Source organism: Kitasatospora xanthocidica, assembly GCF_014656195.1.
GTDB lineage: Bacteria > Actinomycetota > Actinomycetes > Streptomycetales > Streptomycetaceae > Kitasatospora > Kitasatospora xanthocidica.
In genome coordinates, this window is sequence record NZ_BNBY01000019.1 from 89391 (window position 1) to 110587 (window position 21197).

General features: G+C 75.4%; 16 protein-coding genes. 9 read left to right on the forward strand and 7 right to left on the reverse strand.

Going from position 1 to position 21197, the window contains the following annotated elements:
- Window positions 1-11: 11 nt before the first annotated feature.
- The gene (locus IE332_RS27865) at window positions 12-1661 is read left to right on the forward strand and encodes a CocE/NonD family hydrolase (protein WP_189921578.1); all 1650 of its coding nucleotides are present in this window, start codon (window positions 12-14) and stop codon (window positions 1659-1661) included.
- A gap of 148 nt (window positions 1662-1809) precedes the next feature.
- Window positions 1810-3777, forward strand: a complete 1968-nt coding sequence (locus tag IE332_RS27870) for a LamG-like jellyroll fold domain-containing protein (protein ID WP_189921580.1) — start codon at window positions 1810-1812, stop codon at window positions 3775-3777.
- A gap of 89 nt (window positions 3778-3866) precedes the next feature.
- Here IE332_RS27870 and IE332_RS27875 read toward each other — a convergent pair whose 3' ends face one another.
- The 4 genes from IE332_RS27875 to IE332_RS27885 form a co-directional block, all read right to left on the reverse strand.
- A complete protein-coding gene (locus IE332_RS27875; RefSeq protein WP_189921582.1) occupies window positions 3867-4910 on the reverse strand; it encodes a serine/threonine-protein kinase in 1044 nt (347 codons plus the stop codon).
- A gap of 116 nt (window positions 4911-5026) precedes the next feature.
- Window positions 5027-5122 carry a glutamate--tRNA ligase family protein gene (locus IE332_RS41255; protein WP_229928962.1) on the reverse strand — a complete coding sequence of 32 codons (96 nt, stop codon included), beginning with the start codon at window positions 5120-5122 and terminating at the stop codon, window positions 5027-5029.
- Between the two features lie 71 nt (window positions 5123-5193).
- The gene (locus IE332_RS27880) at window positions 5194-6852 is read right to left on the reverse strand and encodes an FAD-dependent monooxygenase (protein WP_189921584.1); all 1659 of its coding nucleotides are present in this window, start codon (window positions 6850-6852) and stop codon (window positions 5194-5196) included.
- 32 nt (window positions 6853-6884) lie between these two features.
- Window positions 6885-8402, reverse strand: a complete 1518-nt coding sequence (locus IE332_RS27885) for a DHA2 family efflux MFS transporter permease subunit (RefSeq protein ID WP_189921586.1) — start codon at window positions 8400-8402, stop codon at window positions 6885-6887.
- A 129-nt stretch (window positions 8403-8531) separates the two neighbouring features.
- On the opposite strand from IE332_RS27885, the gene IE332_RS27890 reads away from it, so the two are divergent.
- Complete coding sequence (locus IE332_RS27890) at window positions 8532-9149, forward strand: TetR/AcrR family transcriptional regulator C-terminal domain-containing protein (protein WP_189921588.1); 618 nt, start codon at window positions 8532-8534, stop codon at window positions 9147-9149.
- A gap of 175 nt (window positions 9150-9324) precedes the next feature.
- Here IE332_RS27890 and IE332_RS27895 read toward each other — a convergent pair whose 3' ends face one another.
- Window positions 9325-10047 carry a TetR/AcrR family transcriptional regulator gene (locus tag IE332_RS27895; protein ID WP_189921590.1) on the reverse strand — a complete coding sequence of 241 codons (723 nt, stop codon included), beginning with the start codon at window positions 10045-10047 and terminating at the stop codon, window positions 9325-9327.
- A gap of 163 nt (window positions 10048-10210) precedes the next feature.
- Between IE332_RS27895 and IE332_RS27900 the strand changes: the two genes are divergently transcribed.
- A complete protein-coding gene (locus IE332_RS27900) occupies window positions 10211-11947 on the forward strand; it encodes an amidase (protein ID WP_189921592.1) in 1737 nt (578 codons plus the stop codon).
- Between the two features lie 135 nt (window positions 11948-12082).
- On the opposite strand, the gene cas3g is transcribed toward IE332_RS27900, so the two are convergent.
- Window positions 12083-14356: a type I-G CRISPR-associated helicase/endonuclease Cas3g gene (cas3g, locus tag IE332_RS27905; RefSeq protein WP_189921594.1), complete on the reverse strand. Its 2274-nt coding sequence runs from the start codon at window positions 14354-14356 to the stop codon at window positions 12083-12085.
- Between the two features lie 160 nt (window positions 14357-14516).
- Between cas3g and IE332_RS27910 the strand changes: the two genes are divergently transcribed.
- From IE332_RS27910 to IE332_RS27930, 5 genes are all read left to right on the forward strand, one after another.
- The gene (locus IE332_RS27910; protein WP_189921596.1) at window positions 14517-14828 is read left to right on the forward strand and encodes a hypothetical protein; all 312 of its coding nucleotides are present in this window, start codon (window positions 14517-14519) and stop codon (window positions 14826-14828) included.
- A 107-nt stretch (window positions 14829-14935) separates the two neighbouring features.
- The gene (locus tag IE332_RS27915; RefSeq protein WP_189921598.1) at window positions 14936-15601 is read left to right on the forward strand and encodes a response regulator transcription factor; all 666 of its coding nucleotides are present in this window, start codon (window positions 14936-14938) and stop codon (window positions 15599-15601) included.
- Window positions 15598-16899 carry a sensor histidine kinase gene (locus tag IE332_RS27920; RefSeq protein WP_229928963.1) on the forward strand — a complete coding sequence of 434 codons (1302 nt, stop codon included), beginning with the start codon at window positions 15598-15600 and terminating at the stop codon, window positions 16897-16899. Before IE332_RS27915 ends, IE332_RS27920 begins: the two co-directional genes overlap by 4 nt.
- Window positions 16900-17084: 185 nt before the next feature.
- Window positions 17085-18608, forward strand: coding sequence for a serine/threonine-protein kinase (locus tag IE332_RS27925; protein ID WP_189921600.1), 1524 nt, complete (start codon window positions 17085-17087; stop codon window positions 18606-18608).
- 127 nt (window positions 18609-18735) lie between these two features.
- A complete protein-coding gene (locus tag IE332_RS27930) occupies window positions 18736-20451 on the forward strand; it encodes an alpha/beta hydrolase (protein ID WP_229928964.1) in 1716 nt (571 codons plus the stop codon).
- On the opposite strand, the gene IE332_RS27935 is transcribed toward IE332_RS27930, so the two are convergent.
- The gene (locus tag IE332_RS27935) at window positions 20406-21182 is read right to left on the reverse strand and encodes a DUF1062 domain-containing protein (protein ID WP_229928965.1); all 777 of its coding nucleotides are present in this window, start codon (window positions 21180-21182) and stop codon (window positions 20406-20408) included. The two genes, IE332_RS27930 and IE332_RS27935, sit on opposite strands and share 46 nt — an antisense overlap.
- Window positions 21183-21197 lie beyond the last annotated feature (15 nt).

Consider the following 21197-nt stretch of genomic DNA (forward strand, 5'->3'; position numbering starts at 1 on the left):
TGGAGCACGTGATGGAACGACCCACCCCCAGCCGTGGACGCCGGACGGCGAGCGCCGTCCTCGCGGCGGCCCTCGTCCTCGGCGGGGCCGCCGTCGCCCGGCCCGCCGTCGCGGACGCGTCGCCCGCGGCTTCGGTGGGGGCCGGGTCGTTCCGGCTGGCCGACATCCCGGCGAAGGACGGCGTCGTTCTCAAGGCCGACGTGTTCACCCCGGCCGCCGGGACGCCGTGGGCCGATCCGCGCGGGCGCTACCCGCTGGTGGTGCAGCCGGCCAGCTGGGGACAGAACGACCTGGAGTACGTCGCGCAGGGCCGGGCGCTCGCCGCCGAGGGGTACGTCGTCGTCACCTACACGGTGCGGGGCTTCTGGGGCTCCGGCGGGGAGGTCGACGTCGCCGGGCCCAAGGACGTCGCGGACATCTCCACGGTGATCGACTGGGCGCTCGCGCACACCCCCGCCGACCCGGACCGGATCGGCATGGTCGGGCTCTCGCTGGGCGGCGGCCTGACCCTGCTCGGCGCCGCCGCCGACCCGCGGATCAAGGCCGTCGCCTCGCTCAGCGGCTGGGCCGACCTCACCGACTCGCTCTACAGCGGGCAGACCCGGCACCTCCAGGCGGCGGCCGTGCTCGCCGGCATCCAGGCGCCGACCGGCCGCAAGAGCCCCGAGTTCGCGCGGGTCCTGGACGACCTGTTCGCCGACCGCGACCTGCCCGGGGTCGTCGACTGGGCCGACGCCCGCTCCCCCGCCCGCCGGCTCGACCGGATCAACGCCAACGGCACCGCCGTCCTGATGGCCAACGCCTGGGGCGACAGCTTCTTCAACCCCAGCCAGGTCACCGACTTCTACCAGCGGCTGACCGGCCCCAAGCGCCTCGAACTGCGCCCGGGCGACCACGCCAGCCAGGAGTTCACCGGACTGCTCGGCCTGGACAACGCCACCTGGAACAGCGCGCGCCGCTGGCTCGACCGGTACGTCAAGGGCGACCCGGCCGCGGACACCCGCACCCAGCCGGTCCAGCTCGACGTCCGCCCCTCCGGCACGACCGAGAGCCACCCCGACTGGCAGTCCGTCAGCTCCCGGACCGAGCGGCTCGCGATCGGCGCCGACGGCCTCGCGGCCGCCCCCGGCGGTCCGGCCGTCGGTCCGGCCGACGCGGACTGGCGGACCACCGTACTCGGCGACACCCCCTCCGGCGCGAGCGGCGGCCTCGCCCTGCTGTCCGGGCTGGTCGACCAGACCGTGCACCAGCCGCCCACCGTGGTCGTCCCGCTGCTGGCCCGCCCGGCCGCCGTCGTCCGCCAGTCGCAGCCCTACCCGCAGGGCCTGTCGCTGCGCGGCGCCGCCCGGGTGCACACCACGGTCACCTCGACGGCCCCGCAGGGCACGGTCGTCGCCTACCTCTACGACGTGGACGCGCTCGGCATCGGCCGGCTGGTCTCGCACGCCCCGCGGAGCTGGTCCGGGCGGACCCCCGGACAGCCCTTCCCCCTGGACCTCCCGCTCTTCACCACGGCGTACGACCTGCCGGCCGGCCACCACCTGGCCCTGGTGCTGGGCACCCGGGACGCCCTGTACGGCGGGGAGACCCCGCTCGGCTCCCGGGTCACCTTCGGCTCCTCCGCCGCCGACCCGGCCACCCTGACCCTGCCGGTGCGCTGACCGTCCGGCAGCCTTGTCGCCCGTCGTCCCGGGGCGTGCCGGGACGACGGCATTCGGCCACTGTTCAGCACCGCGTGACCACCTGGATGACCTGCGACAAGGTTCGGTTCCTAGCGTCTGGGGACACCCCACTCGCTTTGGAGCGATCATGCACGAATTCCACCCGTCCGACGCGTGTGCCTGCCCCCGTACCGCGGACCTCGACGGGCACGGGACGGCGGCGGCGAGCCGGCGGCGGTTCCTGCGCGGGGCCGGGCTGTTGGGGGCCGGGGTGAGCGCGGCGGGGCTCGGCGTGTTCGGCGCGGCCGGTCCGGCAGAGGCGGCGGCCGACGCACCCAAGCCTCCCCGGGACCGCACCCGCCGGAACGGCTGGGAGCCCGATCCCGACAGCCGGCGGTTCACCTTCGTCGTCATGCCGGACACCCAGTACCTGTTCGACGAGGACCGGATCCACCCCGCCCCGCTGGAGGCGTCCTTCCGCTACGTCCTCGACGGCGGGACGAACCGCGAGGGTGGCGGGGACGACAACATCGTCTTCCTCGCCCACCTCGGCGATGTCACCGAGCACGGACTGCCCACCGAGTACGCCGCCGTGACGAAGTCCTTCGCCATGCTGGACGACGCCGGCGCCGCGTACGGCGTGCTCGCGGGCAACCACGACGTCCGGTCCTCGACCGACGACCAGCGGGGCAGCACCCCGTACCTGCAGACCTTCTCCCCGGCGCGGGCCGCCCGCACGCCCGGCTACCGGGCCTCCAGCCCCGACGGGTACAACACCTGCCACGTCTTCAAGGCGGCCGGCCGCGAGTGGATGGTCCTCTCGCTGGACTGGCGCCTGTCGGACGCGGGCTTCGCCTGGGCCAACAGGATGATCGCCGCGAACCCGAAGCTGCCGGTCATCCTCACCACCCACGAGCTGGCGTACGCGGACGACAGCGGCAAGGCGACGCTCTCCGACTACGGGCACCGCCTCTGGGACAAGCTCGTCAGCGGCAACGACCAGGTGTTCCTCACCGTCAACGGGCACTACTGGCCGCCCGGCCGCACCGTCCTCAAGAACAAGGCCGGGCACGACGTCCACGTCCACATCACCAACTACCAGGACCGCTACTACGGCGGCGCGGCGATGATCCGCAGCTACCGGTTCGACCTCGACCGGAACACCGTCGACGTGTCGACGTTCTCGCCCTGGATCCTGGAGACGGCCGCCGAGGAGCGCAACGCCCTCGCCGCCCAGGAGGCCGAACTGACCTCCGACGTCGACCGGTTCTCGATCCCGATCGACTTCGAGCAGCGCTTCGCCGGCTTCGCCCCCGCCCCGCGCCGCCCGGCCCGTCCCGCGAGTGACCTGCTCGTCCGCGACACCCTCGCCTACTGGCGCTTCGACAACGGCGGCAAGGCCGGCACCGGGCTCCCGGACCGGCAGGTCGTCCGGGACCTCAGCGGGCAGGGCAACGACCTGGTCCGCCAGGCCACCCCGGGCGCGCCCGACACCGCGCTCACCTGGTCGTCCGACCACCACCCGGACCAGCCCGGCCACGGCAGCCTGCTCTTCGACAGCCGTAACAAGCCGCCGGTCGGCGCGTACCTCGAGACCGTGCCCACCGCGCCCGTCAACCGCGAGACCTTCGAGCGCGGTTACACCGTCGAGGCGTTCTTCAAGCTGCCCGCCGACTGGTCCCCGGGGCAGAACGCGTGGTCGGCACTGCTGAGCCGCTGGGGCATGAGCGGCGAGGCGGGCAAGAGCGGCGACTCGACCGACCCGCAGGAGCCGGTCGTCACCCTCAGCCTCTCCGACGCACCCGCCCTGCAGTGGTGCGTCTACCCGCTCAACCAGACCGGCGCCTCGACCTGCTGGGGCCACCAGCTGCCGCTGGACCACTGGTGGCACGTCGCCGTCGTCAACGACGGCCGGCTCAACCGGATGTACGTGGACGGCTGCGAGGTGGCCCGCAACCCGTCGACCCCGGCGGTCGGCCTCACCGCCCTCGGGCGGCCGTGGATGCTCGGCGGGTACGAGTACGCCGGCGTGCTGGACAAGATCCTCCACGGCTGGATCGGCGACGTGCGGATCGTGCGGCGTGCGCTGTCGACGGAGGAGTTCATGATCTCGTGACGCCGGAATGCCCCGGGAGACGCGGGAATGACGCCGCGCGCCACCGCGCCCCACCTCGTCGGTTGTGCGAAGCAGCGGCTCCTCCGGGCTCAGGCCCCGGGCAGGTGGTGTCCGTCGACCATCGTCCGTACCGGCGGCGGCAGCCAGTCGTCGACCGGGGCCTGGACCCCGGAGAGCTGCCGGAGGACGTCGGACGCGGTGGGCCGGCGGCCGGGGTCGTGGTCGAGGCAGCGCGCGATGATCCCGGCCAGCTGGGTGGGGAGCATGCCCAGGGCCGACTCCAGCGACGTGCCCTGGGGGAAGGGCGCGGCGCCGGCGGCGTGGCAGAGCACCATGCCGAAGGCGTACAGGTCGACGGCCGAGGTGACCGGTGCGCCGGAGAGCTGCTCGGGTGCGACGAACCCCGGTGTCCCGATGACGAAGCCGGTGGAGGTGAGCTGGGTGCCGTCGGCGAGCTGGGCGATGCCGAAGTCGATCAGCCGCGGGCCCGTCCCGGAGACGATGACGTTGCTCGGCTTGAGGTCGCGGTGGATCACCCCGCTCCCGTGGATCTCGGCCAGCGCCTCGGCGATGCCGGCCGCGAGCGCGTGCAGGGTCCGTACGGGCACCGCGCCGTGCCGCTGGAGGACCTCCTGCAGCGACGGGCCCGGGATGTACTCGGTGGCCAGCCACGGCGGATCCCCGTGCGGGTCCGCGTCGACCACGGGGGCCGTGTGGAACCCACCGACCGTGCGGGCCGCCTCGACCTCCCGGGCGAAGCGCCGCCGGAAGCCGGGGTCGACGGCGAGCTCGGGGTTGATGACCTTGACGGCGACCGGGCGACCGCCGGGCGTCAGGCCCAGGTAGACCGTGCCCATGCCGCCCTGGCCCAGCCGCGCCGTCAGCCGGAACCGCCCGAGACTGCCCAGGGCGGGCGGGGCGGGCGAAGCACTTTGTACGGGCCGGTGGGCGGGCGGGGCTGCCCCGAACACGGGCGGTGGGCCGACGCCCGGAGCGTGCCGCGGCGCCGCGAGGAGGCCGGCGTGCTCCTGCTCCGCGTGCCGTCGACGCTTCGCCCGCCGACGCGCCGACCTCACCGAGACCGTGACCGCCAGCACCAGGACGACCAGGGAGACCAGGACCACCGGTTCCATCCGAACTCCCCTGCCACCGACCGACAGTGGCCGCGCACCGTGCCACCCGACGGAGTCTCCCAGATCCGCCGCACACCGCGACAGGGATTGGGGACATCGGTGCGCGGGCCGTTCCGTCAGCCGAGGCGCTCGGCGGCGTCGGGGCCGACGTGGAACATGCCGGTGGGGCTCGGGGCGAATCGGACGCGTACGGGACGGGGTGCCTCGGTCATGGACGCAGGGTAGCGGTGACGGGCCGTGACCGAGGGCGATTTTCCCTGGCTCCGCGCCGAGGACCCGACGGCTACGGGTGGACCTCGGGACCCGTGGGCGCGGGTGCCCGGTGGTCGGTGGTGCGGCGGGCGCGGAGCGGCAGCCGGCGCAGGGCGGCGTCGAGGGCCGCGGCCGGGTCCGCGGGGCCGGTGGTCGTCGGGTCGGTGGTCGTCCCGTCGGCGGCCGCCCGGCCGGTGGAGCGCCAGGCGATGTGGCCGTCGAGGCGGACGAGGACGGCGCCGTCGGGGGCGGTGCCGGTGAGGGCGGCGAACTCGGGTCCGGGGTCGGCGTGGCGCAGGCCGGCGGTGTCGGCGGGGCGGTGCCAGGCGGGTGGGCCGAGGAGGATCCAGTCCCCGGCGGGCAGGTCGAGGGTGGAGCGCGTCCGGGCGGGGTCGGTCCAGGCGTGCGGGAGGCGGGTGCCGGGGCTGCCGTCGAGGTCGGTGGCGACGGGGTCCGCCGGGTCCGCCGCGCCGGTGAGGACGGCGGTGGAGCGGTAGCGCTCGCCGAGGCCGTGCGCGGCGGGGGTGGTCCAGTCGGGGTCGGGTGTGGGGCTGCCGGGGGTCATGGCCCGGGCGTTGGCGCCCGAGGCGGCGACGGCGTGGACGGCCGCGGGGTGGCGCTCGTCCTGGTAGGTGTCCAGCAGGGTCTCGTCCGCGCGGCCGCCGAGGACGGCGCCGAGCTTCCAGACGAGGTTGTGGACGTCGGCGATGCCGGTACTGGCGCCGCGGGCGCCGGCCGGGGGCATCTGGTGGGCCGCGTCGCCGGCGAAGAACACCCGGCCGGCGCGCAGCCGGTCGAGGGTGCGTTCGCGGGCCTCCCAGGGCAGGACGCTGACCACCTCGGGCTCGGCGCCGGGCACCCCGAGGACGTCCCGCAGGATCTGCTCGCACCGCTCGGGCGGGTAATCGGCGGGGCTTTCGACGGCCGGGTCGTAGCGCAGGTGGAAGGCCCAGCGGGTGCGGGCGTCGATGGCGGTGAGCATGCCTCGTACGCCGGGGCGTGCGATCAGGACGACGCTGAACTCCCTGTCCCGGACGAGCTGTTCGAGGTCGGCGCGGAACAGGATGTTGAGCTGGTGCCCGTGGCTCGGGCCGTACGTCGAGGAGACGCCGAGTTCGTGGCGCAGCGCGCCGCCGGCGCCGTCGGCGGCGATCAGGTAGTCGGCGGTGACGGTCTCGGTGGCGCCGGTGGCCAGCTCCGTCAGGTCGACGGCGAGGTGGTCGCCGCCGTGGCGCAGGCCGGTGCGCAGCGTGCCGAAGCGGATCTCGGCCGGTCGGCGGCGGGCCGCCGCGAGCAGGACGGGTTCGACGGCGTCGAGGGTCGCGCGACGGCCGGTGGCCGGGCTCCAGCGGGCCATCGCGGCGGGGGCGAAGATGCTCGCGGGCCGGTCCCCCGGGTTCGGTCGGCGCGGGACGTCGGCGAGGGCGGTGGCGAGGTCGGGGCCGCGGTGGAGCCCTTCGGCGCGGGCCAGTGGGGCGCCGGCCTCGCGGACGGCGTCCGCCACCCCGAGTTCGCGGTAGATCTCCATCGCGCGGGCGTTGAGGCTGCGGGCGCGCGGGTGGTCGTGGGTCGCGGGGTGGGCTTCGACCAGGAGGGAGGGCACGCCGTGGTGGGAGAGGGCGAGGGAGGCGGTCAGGCCGACGATGCCGCCGCCGACGACGAGGACGGGGTAGTGCTTGCCGGTGTGCATGGGCTCTTTTCCGGGGTGGTGTTGAGGCGGGTTCAGGAACGGCTACCGGTGCGGCCCGGCAGGAGCAGGGAGGTGAGCGCGCCCAGCAGGCTGAGGGCCGCGGCGGCGAGCAGCGCCGCGCGGGAGCCGTGCAGGAGGGCGGTGGCGGTGGCCGTACCGGAAGCCGCGGAAGCCGCGGTGTCGGCCGTGCCGCCGGTGACGGACTGGGCGATGGCGCCGAGCAGGGCGAGGCCGAGGGCGCCGCCGAGTTGGCGGGAGGTGTTGAGCAGGCCCGAGGCGAGGCCGGCCTCGGCGGGCGGGACGGCGGCGGTGGCCGCCGTGGTGGCGGACATCAGCATCAGGCCGAGGCCGGATCCGGTCAGCAGCAGCGGGCCGAGCAGGTCGGCGGTGTAGCGGGGGTCGGCCGGCAGGGCGGCGAGCCACAGCAGTCCGGCCGCCGCGACGGTGCCCCCGTACAGCGGCAGTCGGCGCGCCCCGGCGTCCAGCAGGCGGCGGGAGATCAGCGCGGCCGCGGCCAGGCACACGCCCATCGGCAGCATCGCCAGTCCGGTCTGCTGGGCGGAGTAGCCGAGGACCTGCTGCATCAGCTGGGAGACGAGGAAGAGCGACGCCGTCAGGCTCGAACCGAGCAGGAGGACGACGAGGTTCCCGGTGGTGACGCCGGGCAGGCGGAAGACCGGCAAGCGGACCAGCGGGTTCGCGCTGCGCGCCTCGACGCGGACGAAGACGGTGAGCAGCAGGGCCGCGGCGGTGAGGGTGGCGAGGGTGGTGGGGGACGTCCAGCCGCGCTCACCGCCGCGGGTGAGGCCGAACAGGAGCAGTCCGACGCCGGTGGTCGAGACGAGGGCCCCCGGCAGGTCGAGGCGGCCCAGGGAGCCGCGGACGTCGGCGGGCCGCAGGCAGAGGTGGACGGCGGTCAGCAGTGCGATGCCGATGGGCATGTTGACGTACATCACCCAGCGCCAGCCGGCGTGTTCGGTGAGGACACCGCCGAGCAGCACGCCGAGTGCGGCGGCCGACGAACTCGACGCCGCCCAGGCCGACATGGCGCGTCGGCGCAGGTGTGGCCGGTCGGCGGTGGCGGCGAGGACGACCCCGAGGGTCGAGGTCGCCAGTGCCGAGGCCCCCAGGCCCTGGGCGGCGCGGGCGGCGATCAGGGCCGGGCCGTTGTCGGCGAGTCCGCCGAGGGCGCTGGCGGCGGTGAACAGCACCAGGCCCGCCCGGAGGGTGGCCCGGCGGCCGAAGAGGTCGCCGGCGCGGGCCGCGAGCAGGGTGAAGCCGCCGAGCACCAGCAGGTAGGCGTCCACCACCCAGCGGGCGGCGGCGGATCCGAGTCCGAGGTCGGCGCTCATCGCGGGCAGGGCCACGTTCACGATGGCGCCGTCCGTCACGACCATGAACGACGCGGTGCAGGCGATCGCCACGGCCGCCGCGACGGGGAGGCCGGGCCGCAGCAGGCGCGGTGGCCCGGGCGGTGGCGGGCCGGCGGGCGGCGGCGCGGCGGGCGGAGGTGGTGCGGCGGGGTCGCCGGCGGAGGAGGGCAGGGGCATGTCGACTCCTAACCTGAACAGTGTTCTAGTAGAACGGTGTTCAGGTTAGGGTAGGCTCAACGGCGTGTCAACGCGGGTGGCCATGGTCCGGAAGCCGGCCCAACCCGCCTTCCCAGCAAGGAGATCCGCGTGCGCCTGCACCGCGAGGACGTGCTCGCCGGAGCCCTCGGCCTGCTCGACCAGGACGGCCTGGACGGGCTCACCATGCGCCGCCTCGCCACGTCCCTGGGCGTCGGCCCCAGCGCCCTGTACTGGCACTACCGCGACAAGCAGGCCCTGCTGGAGGCCATCGCCGAGGAGATCATGAGCGGCGTCGCCGACGTCGACCTCGCACTGCCGCCGCGCGAGCGGACCGCCGAACTCGCCCGGCGCCTGCGGCGCGCCCTGCTCACCCGCCGCGACGGCGCCCGCGTCCTGTCCGGCACCTACGTACGCCGACCCAACACCCTCCGCTTCGGCGAGGTCGCCGTCCAGACCCTCGCCGCCGCCGGGGTGCCGGAGACGGAGACCGCGCTGGCCTTCTTCACCGTCCAGGACTACGTCCTCGGTCACGTCATCGAGGAACAGAGCCGCGAGCACCAGTTCGCCACCACCGACCGCACCCCGACCCCGGACGCCGCCGCCACCGGCGACTACCCGGCCATCGGTACGGCGATCCGCCACTGGGCCGCCCACACCCCGGACGACCGCTTCGAGTACGGCCTGCGGCTCCTGCTCGACGGCCTCGACCGCCGCACCGGCGCCTGACCGCCTGCCGCCCCGCGGCCGCCCTCCCCATGCCGGACAGGTGAGCACGGCCGAAGACGGCCCACGGCGGTTGCCGCCGTGGGCCGTCTTCGGCCGCTGCCTCACCGCACCGCTCGTCCGCTTCCCGCGCGAAGGCCCCGCCCATCGGATCGGCGGACGACAGCGAGACGGCTCGTCACACCTCGCCGGTCGGCCGCAGTTCGCGTTCGAGGGCGGAGAGGGCGAACGCGTCCGCGGAGGCGTGCTGCCAGCGCGGGCGTCCGAACATCACGTCCCCGGAGAGCCCGTTGAGCATGGCCACGGCCCTGATGACGAACTCGGTCGGGTCCACGTCGGCGAACCGCCCCAGGGCCCGGCCTTCGAGGAGGATGGCTTCCAGACGCTCCTCCCACGCGTCGGAGAGCGCGGTGAGGAGCTGCCGGCCGGCGTCGTCGTGGTGCTGGGCGAGCACGTGCGTCCACAGCGCGTAGCGCTCGTCACCCTGGTGGCGGGGCAGGTAGAAGCGGACGAACAGGGCCAGCTTCTCGGAGGGGGAGGCGGCCTGGTCCGCGGCCTGCTGGAACCGGGCCAGGAGGTCCGCTTCGCTCCATGCGAGGACTTCGAGCAGGAGGCGGTCCTTCTTGCCGAAGTGGTACAGGATGTGCCCGGTGCTCATCCCGGCCCGCGCGGCGATGTCCGACATCCGCACGGCGGCGGGGCCCTTCTCGGCGATGGCGCTGATCGCGGCCCGCATCGCCCGTCCCCGCGCTTCGTCGCCGCTGGGCTGGCGCTTCCGGTCGGCCGAGGCCAGGGCCGGCTGCGGGGTGGCACCGGGCTCCGCGTTCGGCGCGAGCCCGGTCGTGCCGTCCGGCGAGCGGAGTGGCTGGGGCCGGGCGGGCTCGGTCTCTGGCGTCGGCATGGCCTCACCTCGCGTCTGGGGATCTAGATCCGTAGTCTAGACTGAAAATCTAGACAGTGCGATTGGAGCCCGAAGGCCGCGTGAGCGCGGTCCCGACGCCCAGTGACTCCGCTTGTCCGACCCACCCGCCTGTCCGACCCACCCCCCCTCAGGAGGCACCCGCATGACGCGCGGATTCGACGTTGTGGAGACCTGTATCGCCGACCTGCGCGCGGCGCTGGAGAAGGGCGAGACCACCTCGGTCGACCTGCTCGACGCGTACCTCGCGCGGATCGACGCGTACGACCGGCCCGGCACCGCCACCGCGCTCAACGCGATGGTCGTGATGAACCCGGACGCCCGCGCCGAGGCGGAGGCCTCCGACGCGCGCCGCGCGCGCGGCGAGACGCTCGGCCCGCTGGACGGCATCCCGTACACCGCGAAGGACAGCTACCTCGCCAAGGGCCTGACGGCGGCGGCCGGTTCCCCGGCGTTCGAACACCTCGTCGCCCAGCGCGACGCCTTCGCCATCGAGCGGCTGCGCGCGGGCGGGGCCGTCCTCATCGGCCTGACCAACATGCCGCCGATGGCGAACGGCGGTATGCAGCGCGGCGTGTACGGCCGCGCGGAGAGCCCGTACAGCGCCGACTGGCTCACCAGCGCCTACGGCTCCGGCTCCTCCAACGGCTCGGGCACCGCGACCGCGGCGTCCTTCGGGGCCTTCGGCCTCGGCGAGGAGACCTGGTCCTCGGGCCGGGCACCCGCGTCGTACAACGCGCTGTGCGCCTACACCCCCAGCCGCGGCGTGATCTCGGTGCGCGGCAACTGGCCGCTCGTCCCGACCATGGACGTCGTCGTCCCGCACACCCGCAGCATGGCCGACCTGTTCGAACTGCTCGACGTCGTCGTGGCCGACGACCCGGAGACCCGCGGGGACCTGTGGCGGGCGCAGCCGTGGATCCCGCTGCCCGCCCCCTCCCAGGTGCGTCCCGCCTCGTACCCCGCACTCGCCCCCGCCGACGCCGCGGCGGCGCGGGCCGCCCTCGCCGGAAAGCGCGTCGGCGTCCCCAGGATGTACATCAACGCCGACCCGGACGCCGGGACGAACCCCGGCGGCGGCATCGGCGGCCAGACCGGGCAGCGGATCGACACCCGCCCCTCGGTGATCGCCCGGTGGGAGGCGGCTCGCCGCGACCTGGAGGCGGCCGGCGCCGAGGTGGTCGAGGTCGACTTCCCCGTCGTGTCGAACTACGAGTCCGACCGCCCCGGCGCGCCCTCGCTGTCCACCCGCGGCCTGGTCGGCGCCGACTTCCTCACCGTCGAGATCGAGGACCTGTCCGCCTGGGCCTGGGACGACTTCCTGCGCGCCAACGGCGACCCCGCGCTCACCACCCTGACCGAGGTCGACGGCGACCGCATCTTCCCCAAGCACCCGGGCGAACTCCCCGACCGCTACGCCGGCTTCGACGACACGATCGGCGACTACCCGCGCTTCGTCCGCGAGCGCCCGTACGCGTCCTTCACCGACATGCCCCACCTGGAGGAGGGACTGCGCGGCCTGGAGGAGACCCGCCGGGTCGACCTGGAGCTGTGGATGGACGGACTCGGCCTGGACGCCGTGGTGTTCCCCGCGGTCGCCGACGTCGGCCCCGCGGACATGGACGTGAACGAGGCCTCCGCCGACCTCGGCTGGCGCAACGGCGTCTGGGTCGCGAACGGCAACCTGGTGCCCCGTCACCTCGGCATCCCCACGGTGACCGTGCCCATGGGCACCATGACCGACACCGGCATGCCCGTCGGGCTGACGTTCGCGGGCCGCGCCTACGACGACAACGCCCTGCTCGCCCTCGCCGCCGCCTTCGAGGCCACCGGCAACCGGCGCACGGAGCCGCCCCGCACGCCCCGGCTGGCGGCGGAGTGACCTGAGGACGTCCGGGAGGGCACGAAGTCGCGGGGGGGGTGCCGCAGCGGAACGTGAGCGGCGGGCCTCAGCCGGCCACCCCGAGCCCCGCTCCCGTTACGGCCGCACAGCGGTCGCACGGGGGCGGGTCTCGTCCTACCCGGCCGGGGCCGTCGCCGGGGAGGCCGGCGCCAGGGGCCCGTCGTGGCGGGCGCTGGCGCGCCAGTCGGCGACGCGGACCAGGGTTTCGAGGAAGGCGAGGCGGAACGGGCCGAGACCGGGGGCGTCGCGCAGGGACAGGGCCCGTTCGGTCCAGGCCGCCGGGAAGGCGGCGGTGCGCAGGGTCCGGGCGGGGAAGTGCTCGCCGGTGGACAGCCGGATCGGCGGGGTGCGGTCCCCGTCCGCGACGCCGAGCAGCAGTGGGGCCTCGTCGCCGCGCGGGCGCACGGTGAGCCGGACCTGGCCGTGGTGGGCGGCGGCGAGGTACGTCACGAGCGGGTGGTGACCGCCCTCCCAGAGCAGCAGGGCGCTGACGAGCTCGTGCCGCAGGTAGGGGCGCGGCGAGTGGTAGGGCGGCAGGGGGTCGGCGCCGTTCCTGGACTTGGCGAGCAGGCCGCCGGGTGGGTCGGTGCGGCCGGCCCGCAGCTTCTCCTGGAAGGCGTCGTGGCACTTGCCGAGGTCGTGGAAGCGGGCCGCCTCGACCACGGCCTCCCGCAGGCCGGTGGGGAGCGCGGGCAGCGCGGCGAGCAGCGACTCCGCCTCCTGCGCGGTCTCCTGGAGGTGCTGGTCGAGGCCGACCCAGGCAGTGCAGCCGTAGGCCGGCCGCCCGGGGACGGCGGCCTCGCAAGCCACCGGGGCCGGACTCGCCGGGGTCCAGCCGCGGTCCGGGAGGTAGCCGCCGGTGCGGGCGTCCAGGAGCAGCCGGACGCCGGGCCGCAGGTCCTCCGGCCGCGCGGGGCGCCAGCGGCGGTCCAGGGTGTCGCGCAGCCAGGCCCGCCCGGCGGGAAGCCGCCGGAGCTCGCCGAGCGGCACCGGGCAGAGTTCGGCGCCGCTCGGGTCCGGCTCGTCCTCGCCGGGCTCGGCGCGGTCCCAGGCGCGCCAGGCGACCAGGGCCGGGAGCGAGTCGGCCTGCGCCGGGTCGCGGATCCAGTGGTCCACCCCGGCGGTGTCCCCGGCGGTGTCGTCGGCGGGCGAGTCGAAGAGGGCCAGGACGTCCTCCCGCCCCGGCCCGGGCGGCGCAAGCGGTACGGGCTGTACGGGCGCCGCGGCCGGCGCGTCGACGTCGGCCGTCAGCAGCTCGCCGGGGGTGACGGCCCGGCCCTCGTGGGCGGTCAGCCAGCGCGCGGTGGCCGCGTCACCGCCCTCGGGGGGCGTGCACCACAGCAGGTCGCCCCCGTCCGGGTGCTCGCCGTGGCGGTTGCAGCGGCCGGCGCGCTGCACGAGCGAGGCCCAGGGCGCGAGTTCGGTGACCAGGGTGCGGCTGGAGAGGTCGAGCCCGGCCTCCAGGGCGGGGGTGGCGACGAGGACGAGGTCGCGCGCGCCCTCGGCGGCGGCCAGGGCACGGTCGAGGTCGGCGCGCCGGAAGTGCGGGTGCAGCAGCAGTGCCTCGCACCTCCGGGCGGCCAGGGCGGCGTGCACGGCCCGGGCCCGTCCTGGGGAGTCGAGCACCACGACGGTCCGGGTGCCCGGCACGTGCGCGGCGGTGACGGCCTCGGCGAGGGCGGTGACGTAGCGCCCCGGCGGAAGGTCGAGACGGCCGATGCGCCGCACCGTCCCGGTCGTGTCCGGCGCGCGCACCGTCCTCCCGCCGAGACCGCCCGGCCCCCGGACCGACGACATCCACATCGTCCCGGTCGCCGCAGCCGTCCCCAAATCGTCTCGTAGACACTGGAGTTGCACACCGGTGGCCAGACCGGGCCCGAGCAGGCGCGCCTCGTCGAACACCCACTGGGCGTCGGTGTGCAGCAGCGCGTACGAGACCGGCGCCATCGTCGGCGCGTCCGCGTAGCCGCGCATCAACGCCCGGCTGAGCACCATGTCGTGGGTGCCGACCAGGATCGCGCTGCGCTCGGGGCGCCGCAGCCAGCCGCCCTCCTGCGCCGCGGCGCCCGCGAGCAGGTGCAACCCGACCTCGTCCGCGCGGCCCAGGCGCGCCAGCCACTCCCCGATCCGGTCGACGGCCTGGTCGGCGAGGCTGTGCCGGGGCAGCACGTACACCAGCCGGCGGGGCGTGGCCCCCGGCGCGGCGATCAGCCGCCGGTACAGCCACGGCAGCACGGCGGCCACCGTCTTGCCGGCCCCGGTGGGCGCCTCCAGCAGAGTGGGCAGTCCCTCGGCGGCCAGCGCCGACTGGTAGGGGTAGGGGGTGAAGCCGGTGGCGGTGCGCGCGAAGGTCTCGTAGGTCTCGCAGGTCTCGAACTCGGCCGTCATCGGGCCAACCTACGGCCAAGCCGGTCCGGTGGACAGCACGGGGACCGGCGGACGGCTCGTCCCGTGGTCCACGCGCCCGAGGGCGTCATCATCGAATCCTCATCCGGCCCCGGCCAAGCTCCTCCCACAGCAGAACGGTGCGAACGGGCGGAGCTGGACGGTGCGGAAATCCCTTCTCGGCAGGGCCGGCTGGTCGTCCGTCGTCCCGGCGGCGGCCCTGGTGACGGTCCTGGCCACCGGGGCGGCGACGGCGGCCCAGCTCGTCGCGGACGCGGGCGTCAGCCCGGCCGGCGTGGTCTGCGAGCGCCTGCGGGTGGTACGGCACCACCGGCTGGTGGCACAGCACTGCCCTCCCGCGCCGGACGAGGGCGCTCACCTCGGCGCTCACCTCGGCGCTCACGACGGCGCTCCCGGCGAAGCGCCCGGCGGCACGCCTCACCCGCCTCATCGAATCCTCAGGTTCCCCCTGTGATGCTGTTCGCGGTCGACGGCGGCGCCTCCCCGGTCCCCCACGGAGGGGGAGGCGCCCCGTCGCCGCGGCCGACGGCTCCGCCGCAGGTCACGGCTATCCTGGCCGGCATGCGCGTACTGGTGGTCGAGGACGACGATGACCTGCGGTTCGCCGTGGCCGCGGCTCTGCGCGGCAGCGGCCTGGCCGTCGACGAGGCCGGGGACCTGCCGGCCGCGGACGAGGCGTTGTTCGTGACCGCCTACGACTGCGTGGTCTTCGACCGGATGCTGCCCTCCGGCGACTCCGCGGCCTACGTGCAGCGGATGCGCGCGGACGGCCGGACGGTGCCGGTGCTGTTCCTCACCGCCCGCGACACCGTCGCCGACCGGGTCGAGGGCTTCGCCACCGGCGGCGACGACTACCTGGTCAAGCCCTTCGCCGTGCCCGAACTCGTGGCCCGGGTACGGAACCTGTGCCGGCGCACCGCCGTCGCCCGGCCGCCCGTGGTGCGCTGCGGCGGGCTGGAGATCGACACGGCCCGCCGTACGGTGCACCGCGACGGCGTCCTGCTGTCGCTCACCACCAAGGAGTTCGCCGTCCTGGAGACGCTCGCCGCCCGCCCCGCGGAGGCGGTGCGGCGCAGCGAGCTCGTCGAGCGCTGCTGGGACGAGCTGACCGAGCCCAACTCCAACGTGGTCGAGGTGCTGGTGTCGCAGCTGCGCCGCAAGCTCGGCGAGCCGCCGCTGATCCACACCGTGCGCGGGGTCGGCTACCGGCTGGAGGAGCAGCCGTGAGACGGGACGGGCCGCGCAGGGGGCAGCGGGGGCGCAGGCCCCCGACCCCGGCGGGCCGGATCCGCCGGCTGCGGCGGCGGATCACCCTGCTGTTCGCCCTCGTCAGCGCCGCGGGCCTGGTCGGCATGGCCGTCATCGCGGTGCACGCCGACGACTCGTCCTGGCGCGCCCAGGTGGACGCCGATCTCAAGCTCAGGACCAGCGAGTTCTCCGCCGACCTGCGCTACGACGAGCAGGGCGCGCTGGAGTACCCGGATCCGAAGGAGGGCGTCTACGACTGTCCCCCGGTGACCCTGTTCACCGGCACCGGTGGCCAGGTGACTCCCCTGGCCGGCCCGCACCGGCCGTGCCTGGCCGTCCCCGGACCGGCCCTCCAGGCGGTCGCCGAAGCGGCCGGCCGGGACGGGGACCTCGTCCGGGCCACCGTCACCGCGGCGAACGGCCACCGGCTGCGGCTGTCCGCCCAGGCCTTCACCGGCCCGGCCGCGGAGAACGCCGACGGCGTGGTGGTCGCGGCCGTGGACACCTCCGGCAACCTGGACGACCACGAGCGGCTGACCGTACTCCTCGGCGTCGCGTGCGCCGTCCTGGTCGCGGTGTCGGCCCTGGCCGGCCACTGGCTCGCCGGGCGGGCCGTCCGGCCGGCGCTGACCGCGCTCGACCAGCAGGAGGCGTTCTTCGCCGACGCCGCCCACGACCTGCGCACCCCCGTCACCTCCATGCGGCTGCTCGCCGAGACCGGGCTGCGCGGCGAGGCGGACGGCCGGGAGGTGCTGCGCCGCACCCTGCGCCAGTCCACCCGGATGAGCGAACTGGTGGACGACCTGCTGACCCGCGCCCGGCTGATGGCCGGTGCCGTCCCGCTGGACCGGGAGCCGCTCCGGCTCGACCAGCTGGTCGACGCGGTCGTGGCCGACACCCCGGCCGAGGGGCACCGGGTGACCGTCCGGGCCGAGCCGGTGGTCGTGCTCGCCGACGCGTCCCTGCTGCGCCGGGCCGTCGCCAACCTGCTGGGCAACGCGCTCGCCCACGGGCACTCCCCGGGCGAACCGGCCGACGTCGAGGTCACCGTCGGCGCGGACGGCACCGTCGCGGTGGACGACGCCGGCCCCGGTGTTCCGCCCGAACAGGCGAAGTCGCTGTTCGAGCGCTTCCGCAGCGGCGCCGGCTCCAGCGGCCTCGGGCTGTCGATCGCCGCCTGGGTCGCGCACGCGCACGGCGGCTCGCTCGCCGTGGAGCGCGGCACCCGCGGCGGCGCCCGCTTCCTGCTGCGCCTCCCGGTCCAGAAGCAGCCCTGACGCCCTGACCCGGTCTCCGGTCCGGAGGCAGCCCTGACCTCCCGGGACGGGCCGGCCCTCACCGATTCCTCAGCTTGGCCCGGCCACACTGCCCGCAGTCCCCGCACAGCGAGCAGCGAGCATGGACCGTGCCCCTCCGGCCCTTCGGGACGGGGAGAGGAGGGGCACGGCAGGAAATCGGACACATGACCCAGGTAAGGGCACACTCCGTCGGCGATCTGGTGGCCGGACGGTTCGAACTCCTGGCGCGGTTGGGTGCCGGCGGCATGGGCACGGTGTGGCGCGCCCACGACCTGCTCCTCGAACGCGAGGTCGCGGTGAAGGAGATGCGCTCCCCCATCGGCTCCCCCGCGGTCTCCGCCACGGGCTCCCCCACGGACTCCCCCACGGACTCCTCCGCCGAGGAGGACCCGAGCCGGGCCGTCCACACGCGGGCGCGGGTCCTGCGGGAGGCGCGCGCCCTCGCCAGGGTGAAGCACCCGAACGTGGTCACCGTCCACGAGGTACTCGACCAGGAGCCCTGCCCGTGGCTGGTGATGGAACTGGTGACCGGCCGTTCCCTGGACGCCGTCCTGCGGGACGGCCGGCTCGGTCCCGTCCGGGCCGCCCGCATCGGCCTGGACCTCCTCGGCGCCCTGCAGGCCGCGCACGCGGCCGGAGTCCTGCACCGGGACGTCAAGCCGGGAAACGTCCTCATCCGCCAGGACGGCACCGCCGCGCTCACCGACTTCGGAATCGCGGCCCTGCAGGGATGGCAGACACTCACCGCCCCCGGCGACATCGTCGGATCCCCGGAGTACATGGCCCCGGAACGGATCTGCGGCGGCGCCGTCGGCCCGGCCTCCGACCTGTGGTCCCTGGGCATGCTGCTGTACGTGTGCGTCGACGGCGACAACCCGGTCCGCCGCGACTCGGTGTGGCAGACCCTCCTGGCCGTCTGCGACCTGCCCATCCCGGCGCCGCCGGCCGAGGCGGGAGCGCTCGCCGAGGTGATCGGCGCCCTGCTGGCCCGCAGGCCGGAGGACCGCCCCTCCGCGACCCGGCTCGCCGGCCTGCTGGCCGCCGTCGCCGAGAGCGAGGCGCGCACGATCACGATCACCCGTCAGCCGACCCCGACGCTCGTCGAGGGACCGGCCGAGGCGGCCGCCGAGCTCCCGGCCCCGGCCCCCACCCCGGCGGCCCCGCGCGGGCGCCGGCGCGGGCGCCGCCGGCTGTCTCTCGTGCTCGCGGCCGTGACGGGCGCGGCTCTCGCGTCCGCCGCCGCGGTCACCCTGCCCGCCCTCCGGCACGGTCCCGCGCCCACCGCGGCCGAAGCCGACAGCGAGGCCGACACCACCAGTGACACCAACGCCGACGCCCGACCGCCGAGCACCGGAGGAGACGGCTGGATCGCCCAACTGGCCCGGATCCCGCACACCGCGGGCCCAGACCGGCGGGACCGGGAACTCACGGCGCTCCAGCGGCAGGTGCCCGGCGCCACCCTGCTCGACAGCGACAACTGGCCTTCGCTGCCCCCGGGTTACTGGATCGTACGGGCCCCCGGCAGCTTCGCCGACGGCTACGAGGCACTCGACTTCTGCACCGACCACGGCGGCGGGCAATGCTCCGGCCGGTACCTCAGCGGCAGCGCCGCCGACCGCGGCTACCTCTGCGAAGCCACCCCCGCCCCGGACCCCGCCACCTGCCGCCGCCCCGGCGACCGGGCCTGAACGTCGCCGTGCCGGGCCCGGCTCCCCACCGCCCTCAGCAATTCCTCACGTCGCCCCGGCCATGCTTCTGCCCGTACCCGAACGCCCCGAACACCCCGAACACCCCGGACGAAACGGAAGCAGCGCAGTGCACGGAACCGCCCGGCCCCCGCACCACCCCACGGACGCCCCGACCGACACCCCCGCGGACGCCCGCACCGCGGGCGCCCCCGTGGCAGGCGCCCGACGCGGCGGCGCCGTACGGTTCGGCGTCCTGACCCTCGCCGTGGCCGCGCTGGGCGCCACCGCGCTCACCGGCTGCGGTCCCGACCGGGCGCGGCAGCACATGGCGTTGTCGGCGCCGCCCGCGGCCACCGAACCGGCCGACCGGCCCGCCCTGCGGTCCTTCTACCAGCAGAAGCCGGCCTGGAGCGCCTGCGGCGACCTCCAGTGCGCGACGCTGACCGTCCCCATGGACTACGACCACCCGCAGGACGGCAAGACCTTCACCCTGCCGCTGGTGCGCGCGGCCGCCACCGACCCGGGCCGCCGGATCGGGTCGCTGGTCCTCAACCCCGGTGGCCCCGGCGGCTCCGGGGTGGAGACCGTGAAGTCCGGCGGCGCGGACTCCTTCGGCAAGCAGGCCCGGGCGCACTTCGACCTCGTCGGCTTCGACCCGCGCGGCGTGGCCGGCAGCAGGCCAGCCGTGGACTGCACTCCGCCCGACAGCGCCCCCGACCGCGCCCCGGACGGCGCATCCGACCAGGCCGCGGACGGCACCGACGCGACCGCCTCCCCGCTCTACCCGCGCACCGACGCCGAACGCCGGGCCGCCCTCGCCGAGGCCGAACGCACCACCGCGGACTGCGTCGCCCGCAGCGGCGACCTCCTGCCGCACGTCGGGACCATGGACGCCGCCCGGGACATCGACGTCCTGCGCGCCGCCCTCGGCGACGACAAGCTCACCTACCTCGGCTGGTCCTACGGCACCTGGCTCGGAACGGCCTACGCCGAGCAGTTCCCGCACCGGGTGCGCGCGCTGGTCCTCGACGGCGCCGTCGACCCCGCCCTCGACTGGTCCCAGCGCGCCCTCACCGGAGGCCGCGCCTTCCGCAAGGCCGTCGACGACTACGCCGACAACTGCGCGAAGGTCGTCAAGCGCGGCTGTCCCGCGAACACCCCGGACGGCATCCGCCGGCTCGTCGCCGACCTCTACGCCAAGGTGGCCCGGCACCCCCTGCGGATCAAGGGCAGCACCGACCGCCTCGACGAGAACACCCTGCACAGCGCGATCGTCCTGTCGATGTACACCCCGGAAGCCCAGTGGCAGGACCTCTCCGACGGGCTCACCGCCGCCGCCAAGGGCGACGGCGGCAAGCTCGCCGCGGTCGCCGGGGCGACCGCGACCCAGGGCGACGACTCCTCCGACGCCGCCCCGGACGACCGGCCCCGCGACAACAGCAGCGACATCCTGACCGCCGTCAACTGCCTCGACGTGCCGCACCCCGTGGACCCGCAGGCCTACTGGGAGGTCCTCGACCGCGCCCACCAGGAGTCCGGCGTCTTCGGCAGCTCCGGCGTCCTCGCCGAACTCAACTGCCGCACCTGGCCCGCCGGCCCGACCCGGCCCCACCGGGTCGAGGCCGACGGTGTCCCGCCCGTCCTGGTCATCGGCACCACCGGCGACGCCGCCACCCCGTACGAGGACGCGAAGAGCCTGGCCTCCCAACTGCCCGGCGGCATGCTGCTGACCTACCGCGGCCTCGGCCACACCGCCTACGGCCGCGGTAGCGCGTGCGTCACCGACGCGGTGGACGACTACCTCGTCCGCCTCACCCCCCTGCCCGCGGGCACCACCTGCTGACCCGCGCCGACCGCCGCCGAGCGCGCCCATCGCGGCGGCCCGATGCGGCGCGGGTCCGTAAGCAGGTCCGTACCCGGATCCGGACGCGGGTCCGTGCCCGGGTCCGGGCGGGCGTCGGTCGGGGCGGTGACGGGGTGCGGGTGCTTCGCGGCGTCGACGGCTCCGGGCCCGTGGAGGGTGAGCTCGAAGTCCTGGTGCGCCTTGGCGTCCAGGGCCAGCGGCACCCGGATGTGCCCGGACCCGGCCAGGCGTCGGACCGCGGTGCGGCTGAGGCCGAGCCCGAGCATGAGCAGCCGCTCGACCCGGACCGGCACGGGCAGCTCGAAGCCGACCAGCACCGTGAGCGGTGTCGGGTCGTCGAGTGCGTAGAGGGGCGTCCGGGTCTCCAGCGCCCAGGTGCCGGTCCAGTCGAGGCGGTAGCCGTTCCGGGTGGCGAGCGACGCACTCATCGTCAACTCGCGTACCACGGCGGGGTCGTTGTTCTCGTACGCCACCAGCCGGGCGGGATCCAGCGACGAGACGTGGACGCGCTCGTGGACGGGCACCTTCGAGGTCCGGTCGCAGGCCGCGCAGCTCAGGAGCAGCCAGACGTCGAGGAGTTTGCCGCTCGCGTTGACCCGGACCTTGCCCGAGGGACGGTGACGGGTGCCGGAGCAGTCCGGGCAGGGTCGTACGACAGCGGGCAGGGCGGACTGGCGCACGGCCCAGAGGGCCTTGCGGTCGGTATTCATATGGTTGTGGTCGCC